Raw genomic sequence first — 15,649 nt, forward strand, 5'->3', positions numbered from 1 at the left:
AACAATCCCATGCTGAATTCGCGAGCCATCGCGAACGGCGGTTCCCCCAAACCTTCGTGCGGCGACATCACACCGCCACCGGCCAGAAGAAGGCGATCAGCGGCACGCCGACGAAGAGAACGATCAGCGACAAGGGCAGGCCGAGGCGCCAATAGTCGCCGAAGCGATAGCCGCCCGGCGCCATGACGATCGTGTTGCATTGGTGGCCGATCGGCGTGAGGAAGTCGCAGGCCGCGCCCAGCGCCACCGCCATCAGGAACGGGTCGGGATTGAGGCCGAGCCGCTGCGCCAGACTGCCCGCGATCGGCCCCAGCATGAGCACGGTCGCGGCATTGTTGAGGAAGGGCGTCACCGACATGGCGAGCAGCGTCACCATGAAGAGCGAGGTGAGGGGCGAAAGCCCGTGCAGCGCGGTGGACAGCCAGCCGGCGATGAGGTCCGTTCCGCCCGTGGTCTGGATCGCTTCCGACAGGGGGATCAGCGCGGCCAGGAGCACGATCACCGAGGCCTCCACCGTGGAATAGGCCTCGTGCATGCTCATGACGCGCAGGAGAAGCAGCACCACGGCGGCGCCGAAGAAGGCCGCGACCGCGCTGACGAGCCCGGTCGCCGTGAGAAGCATGGCGACGGCGAGCACACCCAAAGGGATGAAGGAGCGCCGGTTGCGCCCGAGCACGATGGAGCGCTCGGCCAGCGGCAGGATCTTCAGCGCCGCCAGAGCCTCCGGCACGGTCTCGCTGGTGCCTTTGAGAACCAGCACGTCGCCCTCGCGCAGGCGCAGCGAATGGAGGCGCTGGCGGATTTCGGTTCCCGATCGGCTGACGGCGAGGATCGTCACGCCATGGGCGGAGGGGAGCGAAAGCTTGGCGATGCGCGAGCCGACGATGGGCGACTGGGGCGTGACGACGCCCTCCACCACGCTTTCGCTTTCGATGTCGCCGGCCTGCGTCGTCGGCTCGCCCGTGAGGCGCAGCCCGGCGCGGGCGACGGCGCGCTCGATGCCCTCCGGCTCGCCCACCAGAAGAAGGTCGTCTCCCTCGCGGATCAGAAGGTTCGGGGTCGGCTCCAGCCGGCGAAAGCGCTCGCGGATCACCGTGCGCACGGCGATGTCGCCGTCGGCGGCCGCTTCGAGATCGGCCACCGTGCGCCCCGAAAAGGCCGAGCCCTCCGGCACCTGTGCCTCCGCCGTGTAGGCGTCGAGCGCGAAGGCGTCGCCGGCCGCGCCCGCCGGCTTGCGCTTGGGAATGAGGTTGGACGCGAAGCACAGGAAGAGAAAGCCCACCGCGACGACGCCGAGGCCGACCGGCGCATAGTCGAACATGGCGAAGGGCTGGCCGGTGATGTCCTGCCGGATCTTCGAGACGATGATGTTGGGCGAGGTGCCGACCAGCGTCACGAGGCCGCCGATCAGCGAGCCGAAGGCCATGGGCATGAGAAGCTGCGAGATCGAGGTGCCGCTCTTGCGCGAGACCTGCGCGGCGACGGGCATGAACATGGCGAGCGCGCCGACATTCTTGGTGAACATGGCGAGCAGCGTCACCGTGCCGACCAGCACCATGACCTGCCGCTGCGGCGTCTTCATGAAGGGCATGAAGGGGCGCATGATGTCCTCCACCACGCCCGAGCGCGCGATCGCCGCGCTCACCAGAAGCGCGGCCACGACGATCACCACCACGTCGTCCGAGAAGCCCGTGAAGGCCGCCTTGACCGGGACGATGCCGGTCACGACGCCCGCCAGGAGGCCGGCCAGCGCGATCAGGTCATAGGGCAGCCGCCCCCAGACGAACCCGGCCACGGTCAGGCCGACAAGTCCGAACGCCAGGGCTTGATCGAGTGTCATCAGAGGGAACTCGCGACAAAATTGCCGCCGGGGGCGCCCGGCGGCTGAACGAAAGGAGGGACGATGCGTTGTTCCGCCCGTCGCGCAGGTGTTTCGCCCGCGTCCGGGGGACGACGATGATCAAGAATGGCGTCGGAAGCGCATCCGACAATGACACCGGCCGCAAACGCATGGACGGCATGGGGCGGACCGGGCTGACGGCCGCGGTGCTTCTGGTTCTGGCCATCGCCGCCTTCGGATGGACGGTGTGGCAGACGCGAATGCGGGACGTGCGGGTGACCGCCAACACGGAAGTGGGAACCCAGACCGAGCGCTTCCTGTCGATGATCGTGACGCTGGAAACCTCGGCGCGCGGCTTCGTTCTGGGCGGCACGGAAGTCTTCCTGGAGCCCTATCGCCTGGCCGAAGCCGGGCTCGACGCGCAGCTCAACCGGATGGGCCAGAACTGGGAGGCGGCGGGCGCCGACCCGGCCCGGCTCCGGCGCCTGACCGAACTGACGGCGGCCGAGCGCGCCTTCGAGGCCGAGGTGGTGCGCCTGCGCACCGACGGGGGCTTCGAGCCTGCCGCCGAACTGGTTCGCTCGGGCCAGGGCCGGGAGGTGATGGACCAGATCCGCGCCGAGGTGGCCACCGTTCAGCGCAACGCGCAGATTCGAGTCGATCAGGCCATGGCGGCTGGGCGGCGAACCGACCTCATCTCCAACCTCGCCTTTCTTCTCGCCATTTCCTCGGCCGCCGCGCTCGCCATCCTGGCCTTTCGCCGGCAGATCGAGGGTCGGCGCAACGCCGATCTCCTCAGCTCCGTCATCAGCAACGCGCCGATCGGCACCGCCTTCGTATCGCGCGACCTGACGCTGGGGCGCATGAACGCCGCCTTCGGCGCCGTCTCAGGCGAAGGCGGCCTTGCTCCGAAGCCGGGCGCGAACGTGCTGGATCTCTTCCCCGCCGACCGAAAGCGCCTGTCGCGCCTGTTCGAAGAAACGCTGCGGCGCGGCGCGGTGCACAACGACGTGGAACTGCGGGTCGGCGAAGGGGAGGACGAGCGCGTCTATCTCGCCAGCCTCTACCCGCTTCATGCCGAAGGGCGCCGGGCGGGGCCGGAGGTCGTCGGCGCCGGCGTCGCTCTCGTCAACGCCACCAAGCGCATGCGCGCCGAAGCGCGGCTCGCCGCGTCCGAAAGCCGCTTCCGCTCGCTGATCGAGGCGACATCGGCCATCGTCTGGTCGGTGCCGAGCTCCAGCCGCTTCAGCGGGGAGCAGCCGGGCTGGGCACGTTTCACCGGCCAGAGCGAGGAAGCCTACAGCGATTTCGGCTGGATCGACGCCCTCCACCCGGAAGACCGGCAGCGCTCGGCCGACATCTGGAACGAGGCGGTGAAGTCCAAGTCGGTCTACAAGATCGAGCACCGGGTGCGCCGCTTCGACGGCGAGTGGCGGGACATGATCGCCCGTGCGGTGCCGATCTTCGGCCCCGAGGGCGACATCCTGGAATGGATCGGCACCCACACCGACATCACCGACCAGAAGCGCACGGCGGCCGAACTCGGCGAGACCAACGAGCAGTTCCGCGCCATCGCAGACAACATCCCCCAGTTCGCCTGGACCGCCAGTTCGAACGGCGAGATCTATTGGTACAACCAGAGATGGTTCGACTACACCGGCGCCACGATGGACGAGATGAAGGGCCTCGGCTGGACCAAGGTCCACCATCCCGACCATCTCGAACGGGTGCGCCAGGGGCTGATGCAGCGTTTCTCCGAGGGGCAGCCCTGGGAGGACACGTTCCCCCTGCGCGCCGCCGACGGCTCCTATCGCTGGTTCCTCAGCCAGGCGATCCCGATCCGCGACGAGGAGGGCGTGATCCGGCGCTGGTTCGGCACCAACACGGACGTCACCAGCCAGCGCGAGGCCGAGGACGAGCTGGCCGCCGCCAAAGAGACGGCTGAGAACGCCAACCGCGCCAAGTCGCAGTTCATCGCCAATATGAGCCACGAGCTGCGCACGCCGCTCTCGGCCGTCATCGGCTATGCCGAGATGCTGGAGGAGGAGGTCGAGGATCTCGGCCACGAGCATCTCCTGTCCGACCTGAAGAAGATCGAGGGCAACGCCCGCCATCTCCTCAGCCTCATCAACGACGTGCTCGACCTTTCCAAGATCGAGGCCGAGCGCATGGACATCTTCGCCGAGACCTTCGAGACCGGCACGGTGATCGACGAGGTGGCCTCCACTGTCGGCTCGCTCGTCGCCAAGAAGAACAACCGTCTCGTGGTGGAGCGCGAGGGCGAGCTGGGGCCGATGCACACCGATCAGGTGAAGCTGCGCCAGTGCCTCATCAACCTCCTGTCGAATGCCTCAAAATTCACCGAGAACGGCGTCATCACCCTCCACGCGAAGCGCTCGGCGGGCGATGGGCGCGACTGGATCACCTTCGAGGTGTCGGACACCGGCATCGGCATGACGCAGGAGCAGGTCGGCCGCCTGTTCGAGCGTTTCGCGCAGGCCGACAGTTCCACAACGCGCAAGTTCGGCGGCACGGGCCTCGGCCTTGCCATCACCCGCGCCTTCTGCCGCCTGCTCGGCGGCGACATCGGCGTGCGCTCCGAGCCCGGCGCCGGCACGACCTTCACCATTCGCATTCCCGCCGAGGTGGAAGTGCCCCCGGAGGAGGCGGAGTTGACGGCGCCGGTCACGATCGGCGAAGCGACGCCGCACGGCGCGGCAGGTCTGGTCCTCGCCATCGACGACGATCCGCATGCGCGCGAGCTGATGATGCGCTTCCTCAGCAAGGAAGGCTTCTCGGTCCGCACGGCGGCGGACGGCCTGAGCGGGCTGGAAATGGCCCGGATGCTCAAGCCCGATGTCATCCTTCTCGACGTCACCATGCCCAAGATGGACGGGTGGACGGTGCTGACCGAGTTGAAGGCCGACCCGGAGCTGACGGACATTCCCGTCATCATGATCACCATCATCGACGAGCACAGTCTCGGCTTCGCGCTCGGCGCCTCGGACTATCTCCTGAAGCCGGTGGAATGGACCAAGCTGAAAAGCGTCATGACGCGCTATCGCACGCCCGACAATTCGTTGGTTCTGGCGGTGGACGACGACGAGGACGCCCTGCAGCGTACCGCGACGCTCCTGGAGCGCGAGGGGTTGGACGTGGTGACGGCGGTGAACGGGCAGGAAGGGCTGGAGCGCGTCGCCGTTCAAAAGCCGGGCCTCATCCTTCTCGATCTCGTCATGCCGGTGATGGACGGGTTCGGCTTCCTCAACGCGCTGCGCTCGCGTCCCGAATGGCGCGACATTCCCGTGCTCGTCCTGACCTCGAAGGACCTCACCCGCGAGGAGTTCGAGCGGCTGCAGGGACAGACCTCCCGCATTCTCATGAAGGGAGATGTCGACCTTCGGGAGCTTGCGGGCCAGATCCGCGTTATGACACGCAAGACACCGAGCGAAGCTCTGCCCGCGGGGCAGGAATCCGAACTGGAGCCCATCCGATGACCCGTATCCTGCTGGTGGAAGATCACGAGGAAATCTGGGACTTCCTGTCGCGGCGCCTGCAGCGCCGGGGCTACGAGGTCATTCTCGCCCATGACGGGCAGGACGGGGTGGACAAGGCCAAGGTCGCCGCGCCCGACATCGTGCTGCTCGACATGAACCTGCCCATTCTCGACGGCTGGACGGCGGCGCGCACCATCCGCGCCGATCCCTCCATCCCGCGCATCCCGATCATCGCGCTCACTGCCCATGCCATGTCGGGCGACCGGGAAAAGACGCTGGCGGCCGGCTGCGACGACTATCATGCCAAGCCGGTCGATTTCTCGCGCCTGCTCGGGCAGATCGAGGCGCTGCTGCCGGCCACCGCCACCGAGGCGGCGGCGCAGTAATGGCGTTCGGCTGGCTTTGGCGTTTTGCCGGCCGCGCCGCCGGCCCGCGTGACGGGCAGGGGCTGGCGCTGGAGACGATCCTCCCGGACACGGCTTTGGCGACGCTCGCCGAGCCGCTGCCCCTCCCACAGTCCATGCGCCGCCAGCGCGCGGAAACGCTGAAGGTTCTTTCGGCCAAGCTTTTGGGAGCGCATCTGGCGAACCGCCACCAGATCTCCTACCCGCTGACGATCGACTTTCGCACGCTGGCCGGAGCGGAGCGGGATTGCCTGGTGGATGTCGCGGCCGCAGCGGCGATGGCCGGCGGCGGCGGAGAGGCGGCGCTTGCCGCCGCCGAAGCGCGGCTCGCGCGGCGCGGGGCGGATGCGGCGGTTCTGGAGCGCTTTCGCGCCTCCGCCGCCGAGCCCCTGTCGGTGAACGCACTTGTCATCCGGGCGCAGGCGAGCGACCGGGCCGCCCATGCCTATGCCGTCTCGCTTCTGGCGGCCGGTTCGCGGCAGGCTGCCGGCCAGCTCTATCTCACTTATCTCGCAGCACGCCTCGGCCTGTCGCAGGAGGTGGTCGGCAGCGTCAACCGCCGCTATCGCGACTGATCTCGGCCAAGCCGTTCTGCACGACGTCGGAATCCAGAAGCAGCTTGCGAGAGAGATCGGCCAGCGTCACCCAGCCGACGACCTTGCCGCTCTCGCCCCGCACCGCCAACCGGCGCACATGGTTGCTGGCCATCAGGTCCATCGCCGCGCCGAGACTGTCGCCGGGGTGGCAGGCGATCACCGGCGTCGACACGATCTCGCGCGCGGCAACCTGCGCGGGGTGCAGGCCCCGCGCCACGACGCGGAAGAGAATGTCGCGATCGGTGATGACACCCAGCAACTCGTCGTCCGAGCCGACAGGAAGAGCCCCCACGTCGAGATCCCCCATCATGACAGCGAGGTCCGAGACGGCATCGTCCGGTGCGGCATATTCGACATGCCGGGTCATGACGGCTTCGATCTTCATGGATGGTGTTCCCCCTTGGCCATTCCTGCCGCGCCTCAACGCCGCAGCCCGCGAAGAGTTCAGGCCGAACCCGAGGTTGGACGATCGCATTCGCCTTCAGCGAAAAATCGTTCCATCCAAGGCGCGGAACCAAACCGCGCTTCCCGCCTTTCCTCGCTCGCAGTCTTCCTCCTGACGCGAGTTATCGTCCGTGAACATCCAAAACACGACAGCTTCCCTGCTGAAGAGCCTTCCGCGCGCCGGGCGCGGCGGCACGCGGGTCGAGGCGGGCCAGCCCTTTCCCCGAGGCGCGACCTGGGATGGGTTCGGCGTCAACTTCGCCCTTTTCTCGGCCAACGCCACCAAGGTCGAGCTTTGCCTGTTCGACGAGACGGGCGAGAACGAGCTCGAGCGCATCGTCCTGCCGGAATACACGAACGAGGTGTTCCACGGCTATCTGCCGGACGCGCGCCCCGGCCAGGTCTATGGCTACCGCGTCCACGGCCCCTACGAGCCCGAGAACGGCCACCGCTTCAATCACAACAAGCTGCTGCTAGACCCTTATGCCAAGCAGCATGTGGGTGAGCTGAAATGGGATCACGCGCTGTTCGGCTACACGATCGGCCACCCGGACGGCGACCTCTCGTTCGACGAGCGCGACTCTGCGCCCTTCGTGCCGAAGAGCCAGGTCATCGACCCCGCCTTTACGTGGGGCACCGAGACCCGCCCGAACGTGCCGTGGGAACGGACGATCTTCTACGAAACCCATGTGAAGGGCTTCACGCAGCGCCATCCGTCCGTGCCGGAGCGTGATCGCGGCAAGTTCTCCGGCCTCGCCCATCACGACGTCGTTCGCTACATCCAGAGCCTCGGCGTCACGTCGGTCGAGCTGCTGCCCATCCACGCCTACGTGGACGACAGCTATCTCGTCGAGAAGGGCCTGCGGAACTACTGGGGCTACAACACGCTCGGCTTCTTCGCGCCCGACCCGCGCTACATGGGCTCGCCCTTCGTCAACGAATTCAAGGAAATGGTTTCGACCTACCACCATGCGGGTCTCGAGATCATCCTCGACGTCGTCTACAACCACACGGCGGAAGGCAACGAGAACGGGCCGACGCTCTCCTTCAAGGGCATCGACAACGCCTCCTATTACCGGCTCATGCCGGACAACAAGCGCTACTATATCAACGACACCGGCACGGGGAACACGGTCAACACCTCGCATCCCCGCGTCATGCAGCTGGTGATGGACAGCTTGCGCTACTGGGCCGGCGAGATGCATGTCGACGGCTTCCGCTTCGACCTCGCCACCATTCTGGCGCGCGAGCCGCATGGCTTCTCGGAGGAGTCCTCCTTCCTCCACGCCACGATGCAGGACCCGCTGCTCACCCGCGTCAAGCTCATCGCCGAGCCCTGGGACTGCGGTCCGGGCGGCTATCAGGTCGGCCGCTTCCCGCCGGGCTGGGCGGAGTGGAACGACGGTTATCGCGACACGATCCGCGCCTATTGGAAGGGCGAGCAGGGAAAAATTCCGGCCGTGGCCTCCAAGATTTCAGCCTCGGCCGATCTCTTCGACAAGCGCGGCCGCCGGCCGTGGGCTTCGGTGAACTTCATCACCGCCCATGACGGTTTCACGTTGCACGACACGGTCTGCTACAACGACAAGCACAACGAAGCGAACGGCGAGGACAATCGCGACGGCCATTCGCACAATCTCTCCTACAATTACGGCGTGGAAGGGCTGACGGACGATCCCGCGATCAACGAGGTCCGCTTCCGCCAGCTGCGCAACTTCTTCACGACGCTGCTCTTCTCGCGCGGCACGCCGATGATCCTGGCGGGCGACGAGTTCGCCCGCACGCAGAACGGCAACAACAACGCCTATGCGCAGGACAACGAGATCGGCTGGGTCGACTGGAACGTCACCGAACAGGGCGTCGAACTCGCCGAGTTCGTCCAGAAGCTCATCATGCTGCGCCAGTCGCTGCCCATGCTGCGCCGGGGTCGTTTCCTGCATGGCACGTTCGACGAGGAGATCGGCGCCAAGGACGTGACGTGGATTTCGCCCTCCGGCTCCGAGATGCAGGACGGGGAATGGCAGGATGCTGGCGCGCGCTGCTTCGGTCTGCTGCTGGACGGCCGCGCGCAGGCGGAGGGCATCCGGCGCCTCGGCGGCGACGCCACCATGCTTCTCGTCCTGAACGCGCATGACGACGTGGTGAACTTCAAGCTTCCCTCCGCACCCGGGGGCAAGCGCTGGGTCTCCATCATCGACACCAACCTGCCGAACCGTAGCGAGCTCGCCCACTTCGACTTCGGCACGGACTACATGGCGACGGGTCGCTCGTTCCTGGTCTTCCTTCTGGAGCCGGAACAGAACGACGACGTCTCGGACGCCGCCCATCAAGCCTTTGCCCATGTGGCGGAAGCCTTCCGCAAGTCGGCGGTGGACCGGGTGCATTTCATGCGCCCCGAGTCGCAGGACTGATCTCGTCCGAGATTCAAGACTTCTGGAGAGGCCGCGCTTTCGAGCGCGGCCTTTTTCGTTTGGGGTGCGGTTTCGGAGTGCGTGAAAGGGGCGGCGCGGGGACCGTGGCCAATGGGAGCAACCTGTCTCGTCGCCATCCTCCCAAGTCGGCGGCTGTCAGGCCGAGTGGAGGCAGAGGCGCTGAGCATGGACTTGTTGAGACTGCTACCGTTCAAGCCACCGCGTCGCGCTCCACGTGGCCCTGAGTTCAGCCGGACGCGGCGCGCCTGGGGGATCGCCACCCCCATACGAAAAAGGCCCATCCGATAGGATGGGCCTTTTCGCGTTTGAAGATTTCGGCCCGCCAGCGCGCGGCGGGTATCAACTCCGGTCCTCTTCACGCACTCCGACGCCGATGCAATCCGGCACCTGCTTGAGCGCGCCTCAGAGCGCCACGGCGGCGGCTTCCGGTTCGACCTTGTTGCCCGGCCGTTCGGGGCGCGGAGCGGGGCGGGGTTCGGGCGCCTGCGCCATGCGCTGGCCCGACATTTCGAGGGCTGCGGCCAGCGCCTTGTTCAGCGTGGTCACCAGCGCGTCGGCATGGACGCGGCGCTGCAACTCCTGCAGCATGGCGGGGTCGCGCTGGCGCCATATGCCGATCATGATGCGCGCCTTAGGCGCGACGCGGTGCACCGCGCGCACCGCCTGTCGGAGATGGACGGTCGACAGCGGCTCGATGAAGGACAGGACGACGAGCGCCACGCCTTCCGCATCCTTGGCGGTCGGCGGCTTCTCGCGCAGCTCCGACAAGGCGATGTGGCGTGCGCCGAGCCCGTGCCGCTCCAACACCTGGGCGAGCATGGTGGTGACGGCGGCGTCCAGCGCATTGTTGCCGGATAGGCAGATGACGGGTGTCTGCCCGCGCCATTCCGGCGCGAGATCGCCCTTCCGCTGCACGATGCGCGTCACCTCTTGGTCGGGGCCGACCGCGTCCACGGCCGCTGCCGCTTCCGCCGTCAGATGCGCCTTGCGCCGGCGCTTGGACGGGTTGATCGCGCCGACCTCGCGCACCAGTTCGAGCGTCGCCGCGCGCAGCGTTTCCAGCCGCTCGCCCTTCACCGCGAAGCGCGCCACGTCCTCGTGCGCGATGCGCAGCCCGTCCAGTGCCACCTCGTCGTAATAGGTGGCAAGTTCGCGCTCGCGCAGGAACTCGCGCGCCTGATCGGCCGCTTCCTGCGGCGCGCCGGCCAGCATGCGCTGGTAGAAGATCTGCGCCGGCAAAAGCGCCGGCCGGTCGCCGAACATCACGTCGATAAAGGCCAGGCGCGGCACGTGCCGGCCCATAACCACGAGGCAGATGGTGAGGGGCGTCGCCAGGATCAGGCCGATCGGGCCCCAGAGCAGCGCCCAGACCGTCGCTGCCAGAAGGATGGCGACCGGCGAGAGGCCGGTGGAGTGGCCGTAGAGCACGGGCTCCACGACATTGCTGAGCAGCGCCTCGGCGCCGAGATAGAGAACCGCCGTCCAGATCAGCATGGACCAGCCGGGATCGACCGCAAAGGCGAGCAGCATGGGAAGGCCCGCGCCGACGAAGCCGCCGACATAGGGAATGAAGCGCAGGATGCCGCCGAGAATGCCCCAGAGAATCGGGCTCGGCACGCCGAAGAGCCAGAGGCCGAGCGCGGTCATCGCGCCGAAGGCGGCGTTCACGCCCAGCTGAAACAGAAGCAGCTTCGAAAGGCGCTTGGCTGCGTCGTCGATCGCTGCCGTGGTCTGTTGCAGATCGTCCGTGCCGGCGAGGCGGATGAAGCGGTTTCTGAGATCCTCCCGCTGGAGGAGGATAAAGATCGCGAAGATGATGACGACGCCGAACGTGGCGATGGGCGAGAGAAGCGGAACGGCGACGGCGCTCAAGGTGGCGAAGACGCTGCCGTTGTTCTCCACCGTCACCGGAATGGGCTTGGGCTGGTTGGCGTCGGCCTCGGCGGGGGCCGCGAGCTTCTGGATGTCCGCTGCCATTTCCTCCAGCGCCACGGCGGCGCGGCTGAACGGCCCGTTGCCCTCGGCCTGGGCCGATTCCGATAGAGAGCGCAGCTTCTGCTCCACCGTTACCCGGTAGGACGGGATTTCGCCGACGAGGCCCGTCACCTGTGTCGCGATGAGGAAGCCGAGCGCGAGGATCACCACAGTCGCGGCCAGGATAGCCCCGGACATCGCCAGGATGCGCGGCACACGGTAGCGCTGCAGCTTGATGACGATCGGCGCCAGGATGAAGGACAGGAGAATGCCGAGCGCGAAGGGAACGAAGATTTCGCGGCCGAGATAGAGGATGGAGGACACCGTCAGGATCAGCACCGTCACCGCAAGGGCGGTGAACAGCGGAAGCGCCTTCTTGAGCATCTGCGACGTCACGATATCCAAGGCAGCATCCTTTGCTCGCACGCGAATTTGTTCGCAGCGTCGACCGCGCCCAATGCACGGGCGCGATGGAGGTTCCCTCGCGCGGGTGAAAACCGAGGAGCCCGGTAGCCGGCGAGACCTGCTCGGGGCAGGGAAACGTCAGTTCAACCGATTTAAGGGATGCGCTGGAAGCATAAAGTGGTCACGTCGGACCACGTGTAAGGCCGAAAATGTGGTGGCCGAGCGCTGATAGTTACCCATCCAATCCATAAGCCATGCATTGGCGCATGGCTCCCCAGCGGCTTTGGCTCTTCAAAGCAAGGGTTCGAAGGCTCATCTTCGGTGCAACAGATCGAGGACGAGACCGATGACCCAGACCTCCCGCATCCGCACCTTCGGCCGCCAGCTGCGCGGCATCGCCGGTACGATTGGTGGCGCTGCCGCCTGTGCCGCCGCCGCCGAAGCGGGCCGCAGCCCCAGCCGCGCGGCGTTGACGGCCGTGGGCATCGACCCCGAGGCCTATTACGGCATCAACCGCAAGTAAGCTGGGGCGAGGGCGGGACCCTCCACTCCAAACCGGTCATGAAAAAAGGGCAGCGCCGCGAGGCGCTGCCCTTTTTCATTGCGGGTTCCCGGATCGGGAGCGATCAATCCTCGTCGGAGGCCATGGCCGCCAGGAGCTTGCCCCGGCCCCGGGCGCGCAGGATCATCGGTACGACCAGCGCGAGAAGCGCCAGCGTCAGAAGCGTCACCGCCAGGATCGAGTGAACCAGCACGCTCGGATCGCCCTGGCTGATCGCCAGCGCGCGGCGCAGCTGCTGCTCAGCCATGGGGCCGAGGATGAGGCCGACCACGACCGGCGCGATCGGGTAGCCGAAGCGACGCAGCATGTAGCCGAGCAAGCCGAACAGGAGCAGCATTCCCAGTTCCACCGCCGAAGGATTGGCGCCGATGCAGCCCAGCGTCGCGAAGACGAGGATGCCGGCATAGAGCCAGGGGCGGGGAATGGTGAGAAGACGCACCCAGACGCCGATCAACGGCAGGTTGAGCACCACCAGCATGAGATTGGCGATGAGGAGGCTGGCGACCAGACCCCAGACGATCTGCGGCGAGGTGATGAAGAGCAGCGGCCCGGGCTGGAGACCGAACTGCTGGAAGGCGGCGAGCATGATCGCGGCAGTGGCCGAGGTCGGCAGGCCGAGCGTCAGGAGCGGCACCAGCGTGCCGGCGGCCGAGGCGTTGTTGGCGGCTTCCGGTCCCGCCACGCCCTCGATCGCGCCATGGCCGAACTCTTCCGGGTGCTTGGAAAGGTTCTTTTCCATGGAATAGGACAGGAACGTGCCGATCTCGGCGCCGCCCGCCGGCATGGCGCCGATCGGGAAGCCGACTGCCGTGCCGCGCAGCCAGGGCTTCCAGGAGCGCTTCCAGTCTTCCTTGGTCATCCAGAGCGAGCCCTTCACGGCCTGGATCGTGTCGGGCGTGCGACTGGCGGCGGCGGCAACCACCAGAGCCTCGCCGATGGCGAAGAGCGCGACGGCCAGCGTCGTCACCTCGATGCCGTCCAGAAGATTGGCCGAGATGCCGCCGAAAAAGGAGGAAAGCGAGGCCCAGACCGCGTGGAGCGGCGCGGCCGGATCGGCGGCGAGATCGCGGAAATACTTGGCGACGGGCGTCAGCGTCAGGCGCGCTTGGCCGGTCTGCAGGTCGATGCCGACGAGGCCAAGCGTCAGGCCGAGCGCGAGGCTGGTCAGCCCGCGCAGCGCCGAGTCGCCGAAGGCGGCCGAAACGGTGACGAAGGCCAAGATCATCAGCGCGAAATACTCCGCCGGCCCGAAGGACAGGGCGAAGGAGACGATGACGGGCGCGAGGAAGGCAAGGCCCAGCGTCGCGATCAGGCCGGCGACGAAGGAGCCGATGGCGGCCGTGGCGAGCGCCGGGCCGCCTCGGCCCGCTCTCGCCATCTTGTTGCCCTCCAGCGCCGTGATGATCGAGGCGCTTTCGCCCGGCGTGTTGAGCAGGATCGAGGTGGTCGACCCGCCATACATGCCGCCGTAGTAGATGCCGGCGAACATGATGAGCGAGCCGGCGGCGTCGAGCTGGTAGGTGACGGGCAGAAGCAGCGCCACCGTCAGCGCCGGGCCGATGCCCGGCAGAACGCCGACCGCCGTGCCCAGCGTCACGCCGATCAGGGCGTAGAAGAGATTCATGGGCTGGGCGGCCGTAAGCAGGCCTTGGCCCAGAAGGGCGAATGTATCCATCGGCTGAACCAATGCGACGAGGAAGGGGCGAACCGCGGCGAGGCGGGGCGGAAGCGGGGCGGTCCGGTGGGGGTGGGCCGGATTTCTGTCCGGCCTCTGCCGCAGCCGGGCAGCGGGTCTTTGCAGGTTCGGCGAGACGCCGGCGTCGCGGGCGACGTGGGCGTTTAGCCGAGCCGGCCTTTCCGATCGATCGGGTGGCAGGCGCGCCGCCCGGCTCTTATGCCTTTGCCTTAGAAGAACAGGCGCTCCAGCGGGCCGGCCGGCAAGGACAGGCGCAGGACCTGCGAGAACAGAATCCAGATCGCGAAGCTGATGAGGATGCCGAGCGGCACCGAGACATGCAGCTTGCGCTTGCCGAAGGCGCGCGCCGTCGCAGCGAAGAGAAGCCCCGTCGCGATGGAAAAGCCCGCCGTGTTCAGGAGCACGAGCTGCGCGGCAAGGCCTCCCACGATCCAGAGAACGGGCTTGCCCTCGTCATGGTCGCGCTCGGGAAACTGGCCGCGCCAGGCCTCCACCATCGTCCAGATCGAAAGGGCGATCAGCACGGCGGAGATGACATAGGGAAAGGTGGCCGGCCCGATGCGCGCATAGGTGCCGCCGCCGACATTGCGCGCGTCCCAACCGACCAGGAGGCCGAGAACGCCGAGCCCGATGCCGATGGCAAGCGCCGCCCTGTCGGGGCGGCGCGCGGGAGCGAGCGAGGCGCTCACTGCTGGACGAGGCCGATCGCGGTCAGCACCTGCTTGGTGTCCGCGATGTTCTTGGCGAGTTCGGTCTTGAAGGCGTCGCCGGCCAGGAACGTGTTCTGCCAGTTGTTGCGCTCCAGAACGGCCTTCCACTCCGGCGTGCCGACCATCTTCTCAAGATTGGCGGCGAGCGCGGCGGTCTGATCGGCGGAGACGCCGGGCGCGGCGGCGACCATGCGCCAGTTCTGCAGCGCCATGTCGATGCCCGCCTCTTTAAGCGTCGGCGCTTCCGAGCCGGGCACGCGCTGCTCGCCGGTCGTGGCGAGAAGGCGCAGCGTGCCGGCCTTCACCTGGGCCTCGAACTCGCCGTAGCCGGAAATGCCGGCCGCGACCTGCTGGCCGAGAATGGCCGCCAGCGCCTCGCCGCCGCCCGAGAAGGCGATGTAGTTGATGCCCTTCGGGTCGGCGCCCACGGCCTGGGCGAAGAGGCCCGCCGCGATATGGTCCGTGCCGCCGGCCGAGCCGCCAGCGATGGCGACGGCGCCCGGGTTCTCCTTCATCGCCGCCGCGAGATCGGCGATCGTCTTGTAGGGCGAGGAGGCCGGCACCACGATCGCCTCGTCCTCGCCCGTCAGGCGCGCCACGGGCGTCACGTCGTCCAGGCTGACCGGCGAGTTGTTGGTGAGGATCGCGCCCACCATCACGTAGCCGCCGACGAGAAGCGCGTTGGGATTGCCGGACTTGGTTGAGGCGAACTGGGCGAGGCCGATCGTGCCGCCGGCGCCGGGAACGTTGACCACCTGCACGTTGCTGGCGAGCTTGGTTTCCTGAAGCACGTTCTGCATGGCGCGGGCGGTCTGGTCCCAACCGCCGCCGGGCGAGGCCGGCGCCATGATCTCGTAGGCGGGCGCGCTCTGCGCAAAGGCCGAGGTGGAGGCGAGGGCAAGCGCGACGAAGGCGCCGAAGACCATGGATTTCATCGGTGTTTCTCCCAAAACGAAAGGCCGCCGAACGGGGCCGGATGTTCTTTGGGCCGGGCTCGTGCGCGGGGCACGAGTCGCGAGGGAAAGACAACGGAAACGAATGGGGATCGACCGGCCGCAAGAATGTCCCTCCAGACATTCGAGCGGCGCG

At 67.3% G+C, this 15,649-nt stretch carries 11 protein-coding genes; 5 read left to right on the forward strand and 6 right to left on the reverse strand.

Annotated features, from left to right (window positions below):
* Positions 1–67: 67 nt before the first annotated feature.
* The gene (locus AUL32_RS06260) at positions 68–1,840 is read right to left on the reverse strand and encodes an SLC13 family permease (protein ID WP_062112726.1); all 1,773 of its coding nucleotides are present in this window, start codon (positions 1,838–1,840) and stop codon (positions 68–70) included.
* A gap of 116 nt (positions 1,841–1,956) precedes the next feature.
* Between AUL32_RS06260 and AUL32_RS06265 the strand changes: the two genes are divergently transcribed.
* Genes AUL32_RS06265 through AUL32_RS06275 form a run of 3 tightly spaced genes read left to right on the forward strand, consistent with a single transcriptional unit; the run spans position 1,957 to position 6,316 of the window.
* A complete protein-coding gene (locus AUL32_RS06265) occupies positions 1,957–5,337 on the forward strand; it encodes a response regulator (RefSeq protein ID WP_061977388.1) in 3,381 nt (1,126 codons plus the stop codon).
* A complete protein-coding gene (locus tag AUL32_RS06270; protein WP_061977386.1) occupies positions 5,334–5,723 on the forward strand; it encodes a response regulator in 390 nt (129 codons plus the stop codon). Before AUL32_RS06265 ends, AUL32_RS06270 begins: the two co-directional genes overlap by 4 nt.
* On the forward strand, positions 5,723–6,316 hold the full coding sequence (locus AUL32_RS06275) for a DUF533 domain-containing protein (protein WP_062112729.1): 594 nt from the start codon (positions 5,723–5,725) through the stop codon (positions 6,314–6,316). Before AUL32_RS06270 ends, AUL32_RS06275 begins: the two co-directional genes overlap by 1 nt.
* Here AUL32_RS06275 and AUL32_RS06280 read toward each other — a convergent pair.
* The gene (locus AUL32_RS06280; RefSeq protein WP_062112732.1) at positions 6,294–6,722 is read right to left on the reverse strand and encodes a CBS domain-containing protein; all 429 of its coding nucleotides are present in this window, start codon (positions 6,720–6,722) and stop codon (positions 6,294–6,296) included. The two genes, AUL32_RS06275 and AUL32_RS06280, sit on opposite strands and share 23 nt — an antisense overlap.
* 196 nt (positions 6,723–6,918) lie before the next feature.
* On the opposite strand from AUL32_RS06280, the gene glgX reads away from it, so the two are divergent.
* Positions 6,919–9,192 (forward strand): glycogen debranching protein GlgX, encoded by a 2,274-nt coding sequence (glgX, locus tag AUL32_RS06285; RefSeq protein ID WP_082659340.1) that lies wholly within the window; start codon positions 6,919–6,921, stop codon positions 9,190–9,192.
* Between the two features lie 423 nt (positions 9,193–9,615).
* Here glgX and AUL32_RS06290 read toward each other — a convergent pair whose 3' ends face one another.
* Positions 9,616–11,583, reverse strand: a complete 1,968-nt coding sequence (locus tag AUL32_RS06290) for an AI-2E family transporter (RefSeq protein WP_244497692.1) — start codon at positions 11,581–11,583, stop codon at positions 9,616–9,618.
* Positions 11,584–11,938: 355 nt separating this feature from the next.
* Here AUL32_RS06290 and AUL32_RS25055 point away from each other — a divergent pair, with 355 nt between their 5' ends.
* Positions 11,939–12,115 (forward strand): hypothetical protein, encoded by a 177-nt coding sequence (locus AUL32_RS25055; RefSeq protein WP_156421125.1) that lies wholly within the window; start codon positions 11,939–11,941, stop codon positions 12,113–12,115.
* A 103-nt stretch (positions 12,116–12,218) separates the two neighbouring features.
* Here AUL32_RS25055 and AUL32_RS06295 read toward each other — a convergent pair whose 3' ends face one another.
* From AUL32_RS06295 to AUL32_RS06305, 3 genes are all read right to left on the reverse strand, one after another.
* Entirely contained in the window at positions 12,219–13,829 is a 1,611-nt protein-coding gene (locus AUL32_RS06295) for a tripartite tricarboxylate transporter permease (protein ID WP_062112738.1), read from the reverse strand.
* Between the two features lie 230 nt (positions 13,830–14,059).
* The gene (locus AUL32_RS06300) at positions 14,060–14,539 is read right to left on the reverse strand and encodes a tripartite tricarboxylate transporter TctB family protein (RefSeq protein WP_062112741.1); all 480 of its coding nucleotides are present in this window, start codon (positions 14,537–14,539) and stop codon (positions 14,060–14,062) included.
* Positions 14,536–15,486, reverse strand: a complete 951-nt coding sequence (locus AUL32_RS06305) for a Bug family tripartite tricarboxylate transporter substrate binding protein (protein ID WP_187301337.1) — start codon at positions 15,484–15,486, stop codon at positions 14,536–14,538. The genes AUL32_RS06300 and AUL32_RS06305 overlap by 4 nt, the downstream gene beginning before the upstream one ends.
* Between the last annotated feature and the right edge of the window lie 163 nt (positions 15,487–15,649).

Origin of the sequence: Aureimonas sp. AU40, assembly GCF_001463785.1 — a bacterium.
GTDB lineage: Bacteria > Pseudomonadota > Alphaproteobacteria > Rhizobiales > Rhizobiaceae > Aureimonas.

Bases quoted from the DNA above. Each gene is read 5' to 3' on its own strand.
- AUL32_RS06270 (WP_061977386.1), top strand. From the start codon at position 5,334: ATGACCCGTATCCTGCTGGTGGAAGATCACGAGGAAATCTGGGACTTC.
- AUL32_RS06260 (WP_062112726.1), bottom strand. From the start codon at position 1,840: ATGACACTCGATCAAGCCCTGGCGTTCGGACTTGTCGGCCTGACCGTG.
- AUL32_RS06275 (WP_062112729.1), top strand. From the start codon at position 5,723: ATGGCGTTCGGCTGGCTTTGGCGTTTTGCCGGCCGCGCCGCCGGCCCG.
- AUL32_RS06295 (WP_062112738.1), bottom strand. From the start codon at position 13,829: ATGGATACATTCGCCCTTCTGGGCCAAGGCCTGCTTACGGCCGCCCAG.
- AUL32_RS06305 (WP_187301337.1), bottom strand. From the start codon at position 15,486: ATGGTCTTCGGCGCCTTCGTCGCGCTTGCCCTCGCCTCCACCTCGGCC.
- AUL32_RS25055 (WP_156421125.1), top strand. From the start codon at position 11,939: ATGACCCAGACCTCCCGCATCCGCACCTTCGGCCGCCAGCTGCGCGGC.
- AUL32_RS06280 (WP_062112732.1), bottom strand. From the start codon at position 6,722: ATGAAGATCGAAGCCGTCATGACCCGGCATGTCGAATATGCCGCACCG.
- AUL32_RS06265 (WP_061977388.1), top strand. From the start codon at position 1,957: ATGATCAAGAATGGCGTCGGAAGCGCATCCGACAATGACACCGGCCGC.